The organism is Streptomyces sp. NPDC033174, assembly GCF_055577795.1.
Genome location: NZ_JBVIPQ010000007.1, coordinates 130964 through 143922 on the forward strand (window position 1 = coordinate 130964; position 12959 = coordinate 143922).

Annotated in this window: 11 protein-coding genes; 8 read left to right on the plus strand and 3 right to left on the minus strand. The window is 72.4% G+C overall.

Annotated elements, in window-relative coordinates:
• Positions 1–14 precede the first annotated feature (14 nt).
• Positions 15–1394, minus strand: a complete 1380-nt coding sequence (locus ACZ5VC_RS22620; RefSeq protein ID WP_469121835.1) for a sugar transferase — start codon at positions 1392–1394, stop codon at positions 15–17.
• A gap of 341 nt (positions 1395–1735) precedes the next feature.
• Here ACZ5VC_RS22620 and ACZ5VC_RS22625 point away from each other — a divergent pair, with 341 nt between their 5' ends.
• The 4 genes from ACZ5VC_RS22625 to ACZ5VC_RS22640 all read left to right on the plus strand — a co-directional run bounded on the left by ACZ5VC_RS22625 (position 1736) and on the right by ACZ5VC_RS22640 (position 6488).
• Positions 1736–2791 (plus strand): LCP family protein, encoded by a 1056-nt coding sequence (locus tag ACZ5VC_RS22625; protein WP_469121836.1) that lies wholly within the window; start codon positions 1736–1738, stop codon positions 2789–2791.
• A gap of 106 nt (positions 2792–2897) precedes the next feature.
• Positions 2898–4448 (plus strand): glycoside hydrolase family 71 protein, encoded by a 1551-nt coding sequence (locus ACZ5VC_RS22630; RefSeq protein WP_469121837.1) that lies wholly within the window; start codon positions 2898–2900, stop codon positions 4446–4448.
• Positions 4449–4554: 106 nt separating this feature from the next.
• A complete protein-coding gene (locus ACZ5VC_RS22635) occupies positions 4555–5988 on the plus strand; it encodes a WGR domain-containing protein (RefSeq protein ID WP_469121838.1) in 1434 nt (477 codons plus the stop codon).
• Complete coding sequence (locus tag ACZ5VC_RS22640) at positions 5985–6488, plus strand: hypothetical protein (protein ID WP_469121839.1); 504 nt, start codon at positions 5985–5987, stop codon at positions 6486–6488. The genes ACZ5VC_RS22635 and ACZ5VC_RS22640 overlap by 4 nt, the downstream gene beginning before the upstream one ends.
• A gap of 126 nt (positions 6489–6614) precedes the next feature.
• On the opposite strand, the gene ACZ5VC_RS22645 is transcribed toward ACZ5VC_RS22640, so the two are convergent.
• Positions 6615–7037 carry a DUF350 domain-containing protein gene (locus ACZ5VC_RS22645; protein ID WP_468704772.1) on the minus strand — a complete coding sequence of 141 codons (423 nt, stop codon included), beginning with the start codon at positions 7035–7037 and terminating at the stop codon, positions 6615–6617.
• Positions 7038–7211: 174 nt separating this feature from the next.
• The gene (locus tag ACZ5VC_RS22650) at positions 7212–7907 is read right to left on the minus strand and encodes an HdeD family acid-resistance protein (protein WP_469121840.1); all 696 of its coding nucleotides are present in this window, start codon (positions 7905–7907) and stop codon (positions 7212–7214) included.
• 169 nt (positions 7908–8076) lie between these two features.
• On the opposite strand from ACZ5VC_RS22650, the gene ACZ5VC_RS22655 reads away from it, so the two are divergent.
• From ACZ5VC_RS22655 to ACZ5VC_RS22670, 4 genes are all read left to right on the plus strand, one after another.
• Positions 8077–8607 (plus strand): DoxX family protein, encoded by a 531-nt coding sequence (locus ACZ5VC_RS22655; protein ID WP_469121841.1) that lies wholly within the window; start codon positions 8077–8079, stop codon positions 8605–8607.
• Positions 8608–9202: 595 nt separating this feature from the next.
• On the plus strand, positions 9203–10159 hold the full coding sequence (locus tag ACZ5VC_RS22660; RefSeq protein ID WP_469121842.1) for a hypothetical protein: 957 nt from the start codon (positions 9203–9205) through the stop codon (positions 10157–10159).
• Between the two features lie 186 nt (positions 10160–10345).
• A complete protein-coding gene (locus ACZ5VC_RS22665) occupies positions 10346–10597 on the plus strand; it encodes a hypothetical protein (protein WP_469121843.1) in 252 nt (83 codons plus the stop codon).
• 232 nt (positions 10598–10829) lie between these two features.
• Positions 10830–12905 (plus strand): SpoIIE family protein phosphatase, encoded by a 2076-nt coding sequence (locus ACZ5VC_RS22670; protein ID WP_469121844.1) that lies wholly within the window; start codon positions 10830–10832, stop codon positions 12903–12905.
• Positions 12906–12959 lie beyond the last annotated feature (54 nt).

Here is a 12959-nt window from a genome sequence, read left to right on the forward strand (position 1 = left end):
ATGCGCACGGCCCGTCAGTACGCGCCGCGACCGTCGACGACGGCGCGGAGCGTACGGGCCATCACATCGACATCGCTGGTGAACGACCAGTTGTCCACGTAGTGGAGGTCAAGGGAAATCGTTTCGTCCCACGACAGGTCCGAGCGCCCGCTGATCTGCCACAGGCCGGTCATACCGGGCCGGACCGTCAGCCGCCGGTGCTCCACCTCGTCGTAACGGGCCACCTCTTCGGGCAGCGGCGGGCGCGGGCCGACGAGCGACATCGAACCGCACAGCACATTGATCAGCTGGGGAAGCTCGTCGAGCGACGTGCGCCGCAGCAGCCGGCCGACCCGGGTGACCCGCGGATCGCGCCGCATCTTGAACATCAGCCCGTCGTGCTCGTTGGCCTGCGTCAGCTCCGCCTTGCGCGCGTCGGCGTCCAGGAACATCGTGCGGAACTTCCACATCACGAAGGGCACACGGTCCTGGCCTATGCGCACCTGGCGGTAGAAGACCGGGCCCGTCGACGTGAGCCGTACGGCGGCCCCTATCGCGAGGAACAGCGGCGACAGCAGGATCAGGCCCAGCGCGGCGCCTGCCCGGTCCATGAGGGACTTGAGGAGCGGCTGTACTCCGCCGCGCACCGGCGGCGCGACCCGCAGCAGCGCCATCCCGGCCGCCGACGTGGTCTCCAGCCGCTTGACGGAGAACTCCACCAGTCCCGGCGCGAGCGCCAGTTCCGCCCCGGCGTCGTGCAGACCCCAGGAGAGCCTGCGCAGCCGTTCGCCCGCCATGAGGGCGCCCGCGGCGACCAGGACGACATCCGCTTCCAGCTCGCGGGCGGCGGCCAGTACCGGAGCGGTGTCCGCCTCCAGCGTGCCGGGCATCGCGGGACTGAGCCGGGCGGCGACGGGCGCACCGGTCCGCACCGGGCCATCGCCGATGGCGACGATGCCCACCACCACGTACGGATGGTCGGTGCGTCCGGCCAGATGCTCGGCCACGTCGCCCGCGGCCGTCGGCTCGCCGAGCAGCAGGACCCGCGTGACGACCTGCGCCTCGCGCCGCGCCGCGACCAGGTGGTGATAGGTCGCCTTGCGGCAGACGAGCGTCAGGACGGGCGCGGGCAGCAGCGCCAGCAGGCAGAGCAGCGGCGGTTGGTGCAGATCGGCGGCGGCCCGCAGCACGGCGAGCACGCCCAACAGGATGAGCCAGTCGTGCAGCACGGGCAGGCTGCCGCGCGACTCGCCGAGCTCCCTGCGGACATATCGGTCACGGACGAGGCGTACGAGGCCCCAGGCCGTGGCGGCCGCGAACGCGCAGACAAGCGCGTGCGGCTGGTGCTCTGCGCGCAGGATCAGCGCGACGGGCAGTCCCACACCGGCGATGTCCACCGTGAGCGCGGCGGGCATGTACCAGCGCGCCTTTGCGCGTGGATGTGGGTGAACCGGCCTGGACCTGGTCTCTCCAGGCGCAGCGGTCTCAGTTGTACGGGCATGCCACATGTACCCCCCCGGCACGTGTTGACGTTCGACATCCTGTTCATCAACCCCCTGATCGATGAACATCTGTCGCAACGCGGAACAGTACGACAAACACACGTACCTCCGCTGCTGTTTGCATGAAAGATGCCATTGAGTGATGGCGTGTTCATCTCGCACTACGGGGGCCGGTGTGATCACGGCTAATCGCATGATACTTCTGTCGCACCGGGGGTTACGCAGGTGAGTCCCCTTTGCGGGAGGGGGCGCAGGTGCGCAAGGGGGACGAGCCGGGCACGCAGACGGAGGCCGCCGATGTGGCGCAAACCGCGCCTCCTGGTCGCCGAAAGGTCAGACCGGGACGCGTCCTGCTCGGCGCGTGCGTCCTCCTGGGTATCGGCGTGCTGATGGTGGGCGGCGCCGGATGGTGGGCCGTCGGCCACTACACGGGCCGCGTCGAGCGCATACCGAACGTCTTCCCCAGCCCGGCGCCCGGCGCCGAGCGGCCGCCGCCCGGCAAGGGCGGCGAGACGTTCCTGCTCGTCGGCGTCGACAGCCGGTCCGACCTCCCGACCACCGGCAGGGACGCGAAGGCACCCAGCTGGAAGTACGGAGCCCAGCGCAGCGACACGATGATGCTGGTCCACCTCCCGGCGGACCACTCCAACGCCTATGTCGTCTCCCTGCCCCGTGACTCCTGGGTCGACGTCCCCGGCCACGGCAGGGCCAAGCTCAACGCCGCGTTCTCCTGGGGCGGCCCGCCCCTGCTCATCGACACCGTCCAGCGGCTCACCGACGTACGCGTCGACCATCTCGCCGTCATCGACTGGGACGGCTTCAAGAACCTCACCGACTCCGTCGGCGGCGTCGACCTGACCGTCGACGGCGAGGTCCGGCACATGAACGGCACCCAGGCCCTCACGTACGTCCGTGAGCGCAAGCACCTCGCCAGAGGCGACCTCGACCGCACCCACCGCCAGCAGAACTTCCTGCGCGCGGTCCTCGCCAAGGTCATGACGCCGCGCAACCTCACCAACCCCGTCAAGGCCACCGAGCTCCTCGACGACCTCACCGCGAGCGTGAGCGTCGACGACCGGCTCAGCGACGGCGACCTGCGCGACCTGCTGTGGAGCTCCCGCGAGGTCCGCCCCGGCCGCATGGTCTTCATGAACGCGCCCGTCGCCGGAACCCCCACCATCAAGGGCCAGTCCGTCGTCCTCCTCGACGACAGGAAGGCCGGCGCGCTGTGGGCCGCGATGCGGAACGACACGCTGGACACCTACGTCGCCGGTCACCGCACCGACCGGCTCGGAAGCGGTACGCGGTAGCGACTTCCGCGCAGGCGGGGCGTGTTGTACGGGTGCGCCGGATCGGTTCTACTACTGGCACGCCCGCGGGGTTCCGCGGTGGTTCACGCAGCCCGGAAGGAACGCCATGACGGACATGCCCGCAGGCCCGCCGACCCCGCGCCGCCACCGCGCGCGCGGCCGGCGCCGGCTGCTGCCGGGGCTGCTGCTCGGCGTACTCCTCCTCGGCGCCTGGGCCGGCAGCTCCATGGCCCGCACCCAGGCGCCGCCGCCCCCGCAGCACCCGCCGGCGGCGGGCAAGCCCGGCACGGAGCTGCCCTTCGACCTTCCCGGCGCCCGGGAACTGCGCGGCTCCTCCCGGCTGGTCTTCGCGCACTACTTCACGCCCTACCCCCTCTCGCTGGACAACCGGCCGGCGAAGGACGACTACTACAGCCGCAACTACCTCAATCCCGACGGCGAGAAGGGCAAGCACGAGGCCTACGGCGGTCTCCTGCGCGACCGTCCCCTACCCGTCGCGCCCAAGAACGGCGACTGGGAACTGGCCAACCTCCGCCAGGAGGTCCGCACCGCCCGCGCCGCCGGACTCGACGGCTTCAGCGTCGACCTTCTCTCCCTGACGGGCCGCAACCGGGAACGGGTGGACCTGCTGCTCGACGCCGCCCGCGCGGAGGACCCCGGCTTCAAGATCATGCTGATGCCGGACATGACCTCCCTGAACACCGATCCGGCGACGCTGGCCACGGCGCTCGCCGAACTGGGCCGCCATCCCTCCGCCCACCGCCTCGCCGACGGCCGACTTGTCGTCTCGCCCTTCAAGGCGGAGGCCAAGGACCCGGCCTGGTGGACCCGTACGGTCTCCGAGCTGCGCGGCCGGGGCATCCGTACCGCCCTGGTCCCGCTCTTCCTCAACCTGCGCGGCAACGCCGAGCGGTTCGCCGCCATCAGCCACGGCTTCTCCGAATGGGGCAGCCGCAGCCACACCGGCCAGGCCGGAGCCACTGCCGACACGCGCCTCGCCCACCGCCTCGGCAAGATCTGGATGCAGCCGGTCTCCGTCCAGGACGCCCGCCCCAACCAGCGCGTGTACGACGAAGCCGGCAACACCGCGACCCTGCGGGCCAGCTGGAACCACGCGATCGACGACGGCGCCGACTGGGTCCAGCTCACCACCTGGAACGACTACTCCGAGGGCAGCCACTTCGCCCCCTCGCTCCACAACGGCTACGCCTATCTCGACCTCTCCTCCTACTACCTGACCCGCTTCAAGACCGGACAGTGGCCGCGGATCGTCCGCGACACCATCTACCTGACCTCGCGGGTCCAGTGGGCGAAGACCCGGCCGCCCGCCCGCGAGCAGAAGATGACGATGAGCCCCCGCCGCGGAACGGCGGAGCCGCGCGACACCGTCGAGGTCCTGACCTTCCTCACCGGCCCGGCGACCGTCCACACCGTGACCGGGACGGAACCGGACACCCACCGGGCTCCCACCGGGGTCCATGCCGAGCTGCTGCCGCTGCGCACCGGATTCAGCGGCGCCACCGTCGAACGCGGCGCCGCCGTCACGGCGGAGGTCAGGAGCCGTTATCCGGTCGAGAGCCGCGTCGACGTCCAGGACCTCCAGTACTACGCGGTGACCAGCGGCCGCCCGGGCAAGGGCGGCTGGTCCGGGGACTGACGCCCGCGGGGGCGACCGCGCGAGGGCGTTGTCAGTGCCTCCCCCTAACGTTTTCGACATGGACGCGCGGATCGGCCGCGGTGTCCGACCCGGGGAGGGCTCTGCCTTGTCGACGACGTATCTGGAGCTGTCACAGGACGACGGCGCCGCGCACAAGTTCTACGAAGTGACCGTCGACGGCCTGGTGGTGTCGGTCCGTTACGGCCGGATCGGCGCGAGCGGCCAGACCCAGACCTCGACCTTCCCCACCGCCGCCAAGGCGCAGGCCGCCGCGGCCAAGAAGGTCGGCGAGAAGGTCCGCAAGGGGTACGCGCCGGCGATACAGGGGCAGCGGGCGGCCCGCGCGGTCACCCGCCGGCAGGTCTCCTCGGCGCCTTCGACCGCCCGCGCGGTGGCACCGGTCCTGTGGCGTTTCCGCACCGGCTCCTCGGCGTTCGGAATCCACGTCGACGACGACCGCTGCTGGGTCGGCAACCAGTCCGGCGACGTCTACACCCTCAGCCACATCGGCGAGGTCCTCGCCCGCTTCAGCCTGCCGGACGGCGTCAAGTGCCTGGTCGCGGACGACTTCTGGATCTACGCCGGGTGCGACGACGGCCGGGTGTACGACCTCTCGTCGAAGCTCCCCTTCGCGGCGTACGACATCGCGGCGGACGTCGACATCTTCTGGCTCGACATCCACGAGGGCGTCCTGAACGTCGCGGACCGCGCCGGACGGCTGACCGTCATCGACCACGAGGACGAACACCAGTGGGCCCGGCGGAGCCAGGGCGAGCACGCCTGGATGGTCAGGGCCGACGACCGGGCCGTCTACCACGGACATCAGCGAGGCGTGACGGCCTACGCGCCCGACGGCGGCGGCGAGTTGTGGCACACCGCCACCCAGGGCGGGGTCCTCTTCGGCTGGCAGGAGGACGACGCGGTGTACGCGGGCACCGCGCGCCACGCCGTGCAGCGGCTCTCCAAGGACGACGGCGCGATCGAGGTGACGTACCGCTGCGACAGCCCCGTCTACTCGTGCGCGACCTCGCCCGGCGGCCGCTTCGTCTTCGCCGGGGACTCCGCCTCGTCGGTGTACTGCTTCGACCGGGACGGCACCCGGCTCTGGAAGCTCGGCACGGGCGGTGGCTCGGCGCTCTCCATGCAGTACCGGGACGAGCGGCTCTACCTCGTCACCACCGACGGCTCCCTGGTGTGCGTCGACGCGAGCGAGGCCGCGATCGCGGCGGCGCAGCGGGGGACGGTCCCGGTCGCCCGCGATGTGAAGCTCGCCGCCGCGCTGCCCACCTACGCGCCGGCCACGGCGGCGGCGTCCGTCGCCTCCGTGACGACGGCGCCGGCGGGCGCGGTGATCGTGGAGTGCGTCCAGGAGGCCGGCCGGGTCCGCGTCCACGTGGTCTCGGAGGGATACGAGCCCAGTTGGAACGTCCAGTTCCCGCGCGCGATACGGGAGACGGGCGCACGGTACGTCGTCGACGCGCTGCACGCCGCGTCCGGCGGCTTCTACCGGGTGCGCGGCGACATCCGGAGGCTGCTGTGAGCGGTGACGCGTTCGAGGCCGCGACCGGGGAAGGACCGGCCCCGCCGCCCGGCGAGGCCGCCCACAGAGCGGCTGAAGTGCGCGTGGCCTTCGACGGGCTGCTCCAGATCCGGCGGCTCACGGGCACACGTGCCGACGGCCCGGGCGTCGGGGACCCCGGCGCTCGCGCGCCCGTCTCGGTACCGGCCGCCTGGGAGCGTACGCGCCCGGTGCGGGCGGTCGCCCTGGCCCTGGAGGCCGAGGGGATCACTCCCTCGGCGGTCGACCAGGACGGGCAGCGGACGGCCACGGGGTACCGGGTGAGTGCCGCCGACAGGCAGGGAACGGTCCTGGTCGAGTGGCTGGGGCCGCCGGGCAGCGGCGCCGCGCAGGAGGAGGAGCGGGAACTGGGCGCCTGCGCCCGGGTACTGGAGGCGCTGGGCTGGGAGGCGCTGCTCTACCGGGGCCCGCGCAAGCGCCGCTTCCTGGAGGTCGATCCCATGAGGGAGCCGAGTCCGTGAGCACGCCGAGTCGGTGAGCACGCCGAGTCGGGGGTGCGCCGGGCCCAGGAGAGGGGGAAGCCTGCGAGGGGCGGGCGGGGTGGGTCGGCGGGGGCAGCGCGGCTCGCCCCGGCTCGAGCTCGGCCCTCAGGCGATGGAGGCCGAAACGATCGCGGCCACCGCGATGTTGCACGACGCCGTCACCCACACCGCCGGGTGCGGCTCCTGCTCCACCAGCGTCGCGCCCAGTTTTCCGGGCGTGACGAGATCGACGAACCAGAAGGCCACCGCCATCAGCACCAGACCCAGCAGACCGAACGCCGCGGTGGACACGAGGCCCTTGCCGAAGTGGTCGTAGGTCGTCCAGATCGAGGTGAAGACGATGCCGCCGATCCCGAGCAGCGCGGAGCTCAGCAGAACCGCGGCGTTGCGGTTGCGCTCCTCCCAGATCTGCCGCCCGAGCTTGCCCGGCGTGAGCGCGTCGACGAGGACGATGCCGAGGAGCAACAGCACGACTCCGAGAGCGCCGTAGGCCGTCGTGCGGCCAAGTCCATTGACGATGTCGCCTATGTCGCTCATGGGGATGCTGGCTCCGTGTGCAGAAGAGATCGATCGTGAGTGAAACGATCGTGGTCAGGGAGAGGCAAAATCTAGCGCACGGATCGGACGGCCGGGCCTCGGGCTCGGGCTCGGGCTCGGGCCCGGGGTGAGGACGGGGACCGGGCTGGGCTGGGACTGGGGCGTTCAGACGCCCGACCGCAGATGCCTCACCCGCGACCGGACCTGGAAGGCCGTGACGATCTCGACGACGCCCAGGGCCAGCAGCCAGCAACCGCCCACCAGCGTCAGGACGGCCACCGACGCGAACGGCGACACGCTCAGTACGAGCCCGGCCAGCGCGCTCAGCACTCCGAGGAAGACCTGCCAGCCCCTGGCCGGCGCCCCCGGATCCGACGCCGCCGCGATCACCTGGGTGATCCCGCGGAACAGCCACCCGATACCGATCCACAGGGCGAGCAGCAGAACCGACTGCATCGGGCCCCGGAAGCAGAACAGCCCCAGCAGAATCGACAGGGCGCCGCTGATGAACGCCATCACCCGCAGCGCGGTGGAGACATGGGTGCCGAACGCGGCGACGAGCTGCGTCACCCCACTCGCCAGCAGATACAGACCGAACAGCACACCGGCGGCGACCAGCGATGCGCCCGGCCACAGCAGGATCAGGACGCCCAGGACCAGTGCGGCGATCCCTGCGAGGAGCAGGACCTGCCAGGCGCGGTGGGCCGGCAGCCCGAGGAGCCCGAACGGCTCCTGCGGCGGCGTCGTGGGCGACGGCCCGCCGTCGCCGGGCGAGGTGGGCGACTGAGGGGATGTGGTGTCGGGCCCGGAACGCGGGTCGCGCGGAAACGTCTCGTGCCTGCTGCCGTGAATGTCGCTCATGAAGGATTGTTCGATCGGGGACCCCGGCAGCGCCACCGCTCAAGTCCGTCGGAGCGCCGCGGCGGGCAGCCGCGCATACCCATGTGGACCAGCAACGCACCAGCCCCGCGAGCAGGGCGGCGGAGAGTGGAAGCCGTACGCCCACGCCTCCAGCCCCGGGAGACCCCTCATGGCACCCGCACCTCTGAACCGACGTGACCTCGGCCTGCTCGTCCTACGGACCGGCACCGGCGCGGTCCTCGCCGCGCACGGCGCCCAGAAGCTGTTCGGCTGGTTCGGCGGTGGCGGCCTGGAGGGCACGTCCAAGGCCATGGAAGCCATGGGCTTCCGGCCCGGGCGGGTGAGCGCCGTCGCCGCCGGCGTCGGCGAGGCCGGCGGCGGTCTGCTGCTCGCGCTCGGTCTGGCGACCCCGGCGGCCGGCGCCGCCGCGGCCGGAGCCATGGCAGGCGCTGTCTCCGTTCACGCTCCGGCCGGGTTCTTCGCCCAGGGCGGCGGCTTCGAATACCCCGCGTTTCTCGGCTTCGCCGCGGCCGCCGTCGGCATCACGGGCGCCGGCCGCTACTCCGTCGACCACGCCACGGCCCACCGCTTCGACCAGCCGTGGACCGTGGCCGTCGCCTTCCTGGGCAGCGCGCTCGCGGCGGCCGTCGTGGTCGGCCGACGCGCGAAGGAGCAGGCGGCTGCCGCGGACGACGCATGAGCGCTGGAGACGCGTACGGGCGACCGGGCCTGCTCGGTCTTCCGCCCCGCACCCGCGCCCGCCGAGGCCCCCTGCGCGCCGGGGCCCGGTGCCACGGGCTGTTGTGTTACGGGCCCTCGCGCCCGGGTCCCCGTCGCCCCGCCTCGCCGTGTCACGGGCTCGTGCGCCAGGCCCGCCCGCGCCCCGGACCCCTCCGCCACGACCCGCCGCGCCACGGGCTTGTACGCCCGGGGGTCCGGCGCCATGACCAGCCGCTTCACGGGCCCTCGCGCCCGGGCCCCCGTCGCCCCGCCTCGCCGTGTCACGGGCTCGTGCGCCAGGCCCGCCCGCGCCCCGGACCCCTCCGCCACGACCCGCCGCGCCACGGGCCTCTCCGCCGCGACCCGCCGCGACACGGGCTTGTACGCCCGGGGGTCCGGCGCCACGACCAGCCGCTTCACGGGCTCCTGCGCCCCTGGCCCCTCCGCCACGATCAGCCGCGTCACGACCCCCTGCGCCACCGGCTCCTCGGGCGAGGGCACGCGTGCCGAAGCGGGCACGAGGTCCGCTGCCCGAGCGGATCGTGGTCCGCCTCCGTGGGCGGGGGTGACTGCGCATGGCCGGCGTGGACGCGGACGCGGTCGTAAAGGAGCTGTACGGACTGCCCCCGGCGGAATTCACCGCCGCCAGGGACGCTCGGGCCGCCGAGGCCCGCAAGGCCGGGGACTCGGCCGCGGCCAAGCGGATCGCGGGGCTGCGCAAGCCGACGCGCGCGGCGTGGGCGTCCAACCTCCTCGTACGCCGGAGACCAGCCGAGACCGAGCAGCTCCTTGAGCTCGGCCGGGCGTTGCGCGAGGCCCATCAGACGCTGGACGGGGCGCAGTTGAAGGAGCTCGGGCATCAGCAGTACGCGGTGATCGCGGCTCTCGCGCGCGAGGCGAGCAAGCTGGCCCAGGAGGCCGGCCAGACCGTGAGCGACGATGTGCGGCAGGAGGTCGAGCAGATCCTGCGCGCGGCGCTCTCCGATCCGGCCACCGCCGAGGAGTGGGCGGCCGGGACGCTGTCGAAGACGCCCGAGGCGCCCGTCGGCTTCGTCGGGATCGACCCCGACGCGCTGCCGCCCCGTAGGCCGGCCACCACCATCGGCACCCCCGCGAAACCGTCCACGAAGACACCCCCGCACGGCCCGGAATCCGGTGAATCCCCGGAACCCACGGCGAAAGCACCCGCGAAGACGGTCTCCCGTGAGGAGGAGCGGCGACGGGCCCGCCTCGACAAGGCCCGTACGACGGCCGAGGAGGCGCGACACGACGCGGAGACACGGGACGAGACGCTGCGAGCTGCCGAGGTGACGCACCAGCAGGCGCACGCGCAGGCGGACGAGTTCGACGAGCGGGTCACCGAACTCCAGCGGCTGCTGCGCGAGGCGAAGGAGGAGCAGCGCGGCGCACGCGGGGAGGCGAACAGGGCCGCGGAGCTGCTGCGTGACGCCGAACGCGCGGCGAAGAAGGCGCGCCGGGCCGCCGACGCGGCTGCCGTCGAGGTCCGGCGGCTCGGGGGAGGCGACGCATGACCCGCCTCCCGCCCCGCCCCGCTCCCGCCCCCGCGTCCGTGCGTCAGGACAGACGCTCACGGGTCCCAATGAGCGTGTGGATGATCGCGCCGGACGCTTCGGACCGTCCGGCGCTGGATAGTGTCTGCTTCTCAGAAGTCGGCGGACAGGGGATCACACCATGATCGGACCGAAGGAACCGACGCGATGAGCGACGACGGCAAGGAACCCATCGGGCAGATCACGGCCATGCTCACGGACGACGACGGCCGTATCTTCATCCCTGCCGACGAGGCCGTCGACCTGGTACGCGGCCTCGGGAGGGCGCTCCTGGCGGCTGCCGCCGACCCGGGCGAGCTGGACGCGCCTACCCTGGAGGCAGTGGCGGCCAGCGTGGAGGAGCTCGCCGACGCGATGGACGTCGACTTCATCGAACAGGCAACGGAGGACCAGGGCTGAGCCGGCTGTCGATAGCCGGGCCAGGGTCAGGGCCGAACAGGCCGTACCGAAGCGCAGGCGCACCTGCCGTGACTCCCCGTGACCAGGCGGCCGGAGATGTCGCCACACCGTGATGTACGGGCCGGGAATGACGGGCAGAATTGCTGAAGGAGCCCGTCCGCCGTCCTGGGACGGACCCGCTGCCGCGTGCCTCGCGTGGAAGCCGCGTGCCTCGCGTGGAAGGGGACATCTCGTGCCATCGGATCGGCCGGGGGGCGAGCCGGCTCCGGGGCCGCTCTGGTCGGAGCCGGGAACGCTGCTGGAGCACGTCTCCGTGGCCGTCTTCGGCCTCGACGAGGACGAGCGGATCTGCTACTGGGGGCCCGGCGCCCAGCGGCTCTTCGGCTACGAAGCGGCGGCGGTGCTCTCCCAACCCGCCGCCGTCCTCTTCCCCGGGCCGCCGAAGGGCGAACCCACAGCGGCCGCACAGCTGGCGGAGCGGGGCCGGACCCTGGGGTACTGGCGCGTCCGCCTTCCGGCGCTGTACCGGGACGGCACGGTCTTCGACTGCGGCTTCCGGGTCTTCCCCGTCACCGGCGGCAGCGGCCGTTCCGTGATCGTGGGCCTGGCGAGCCGCGGTGACGAGCTCGACCGGGTGAAGACCAACCTCGCCTTCCTGGACGCCCTCTTCGAGACGTGCCCCATCGGCCTGGTGATGCTCGACGAGGACCTGCGGTACGTCCACCTCAATCAGGCGCTCGCCGACATGGACGGCAGCCCGATCGAGGACCACATCGGGCGGCGGATGGACGAGTTCATGGTCACCTCCGACGGCGGCGAGTACCAGCGCATGCTGCGGGCCGTCGCCGCGGAGGGCCGCCCCGTCGTGAGCACACTGGTGGGACTGCGTACTCCCGGCCGTCCTGACCTGGACCAGGTGCGGTCGGTGAGTCTCTTTCCGCTGAGCCAGGCCGTCGGCACCAGGCCGGGCGTGGGCGGCCTGCTGGTGGACGTAACCGACCGGGAGCATGCCATCGTGGAAGCGACGGCCGCCCGGCAGCGGCTGGCGTTCCTCGACCGGGCCGCCGCCCGGATCGGCACCACCCTGGACATCGACGTCACCGCTCGCGAACTGGTCGACGCGGCGGTGCCGGACTTCGCCGACGCGTCCGTGGTGGAAGTCGTCGACTGGATGGACGAACCGGAGGTGTTCGACCCGGACGCGCCCCTGGTCACCCACCGGATCGCCTCCGGCACCAGCCTGCCCCCTCCGGCCCCCGAACTCGTCGGCGGAGTGGAGACCGTCACCTACCCGGCGGGCTCCAGCATCCATCAGATGCTCCACACGGGACACGCCGTGTCCGTCCCGGTGAACGACGAGTTCATGACCCGGACCGTCATCCACCGGACGCGCGCCCAGCTGTTGATCGACAGCGGGCTGACGGACCTGCTCCTCGCCCCGCTCATCGCCCGGGGCACGGTCCAGGGCATCATCATGTTCGGCCGCTCCGCCGCCCGGCCGCCCTTCACCGAAGACGATCTGAGCCTCGCCGGCGAGCTCGCCTCCCGCGCCGCGCTCTGTCTGGACAACGCTCGTCTCTACAGCCGGATCCAGGACATCGCGCTGACTCTGCAGCGCGCGCTGCTCCCCACCGCGCTGGGGACCAGCCCCTCCGTACGGGTCGCGCACCGCTATCTCCCGGGCAGCCACCACACCGAGGTCGGCGGCGACTGGTACGACGTGATCAATCTGCCCGGCGACCGGGTGGCACTCGTCGTCGGCGACGTGATGGGGCACGGGGTGCCGGCCGCCGCCGCCATGGGCCGGCTGCGCATCACCGCCAAAGCGCTGGCACGCCATGTCCAGGACCCCGCCGAGCTGCTCACCGAACTCGACACCTGCGCCCAGGAGGCCGGCATCGAGCTGGCGACCTGCCTCTATCTCCTCTACGACCCCGCGACCGGCCGGGCCCGCCTCGCCAACGCGGGTCATCCCCCGCCGCTGGTACGCCACCCGGACGGCACGGTCACGGTCCTCGGAGACGTACTGGGAGTGCCCCTCGGTATCGGAGGCGTACCCTTCCGGACGACCGACATCGACCTGCCGGACGGCGCCGTCCTTGCCCTCTACACCGACGGTCTCATCGAGTCGCGCGGCCAGGACATCGATGAGGGGATGGAGGCGCTCCGCGCCCAACTCCGCGTCTTGCCTGAGGAATTGGAGGCGGCAGCGGACCGGATCCTGGCGAACCTGCTCCCCGAGTCACCGACCGACGACACGGTGATCGTCCTGGCCGAGGTCCGCCGCGCCCCGCCACCCGCTCGGTGAAGCAGAGGCCGCCCGGCGGGTCGGCCAGCCCCTGGTCGAGGGCGGCGCCTCCAT

What these genes read in the sequence shown, in the direction of transcription:
- ACZ5VC_RS22630 (WP_469121837.1), top strand. Translation starts at nt 2,898, where the DNA reads ATGACGGACATGCCCGCAGGCCCGCCGACCCCGCGCCGCCACCGCGCG.
- ACZ5VC_RS22660 (WP_469121842.1), top strand. Translation starts at nt 9,203, where the DNA reads ATGGCCGGCGTGGACGCGGACGCGGTCGTAAAGGAGCTGTACGGACTG.
- ACZ5VC_RS22665 (WP_469121843.1), top strand. Translation starts at nt 10,346, where the DNA reads ATGAGCGACGACGGCAAGGAACCCATCGGGCAGATCACGGCCATGCTC.
- ACZ5VC_RS22620 (WP_469121835.1), bottom strand. Translation starts at nt 1,394, where the DNA reads ATGCCCGCCGCGCTCACGGTGGACATCGCCGGTGTGGGACTGCCCGTC.
- ACZ5VC_RS22655 (WP_469121841.1), top strand. Translation starts at nt 8,077, where the DNA reads ATGGCACCCGCACCTCTGAACCGACGTGACCTCGGCCTGCTCGTCCTA.
- ACZ5VC_RS22650 (WP_469121840.1), bottom strand. Translation starts at nt 7,907, where the DNA reads ATGAGCGACATTCACGGCAGCAGGCACGAGACGTTTCCGCGCGACCCG.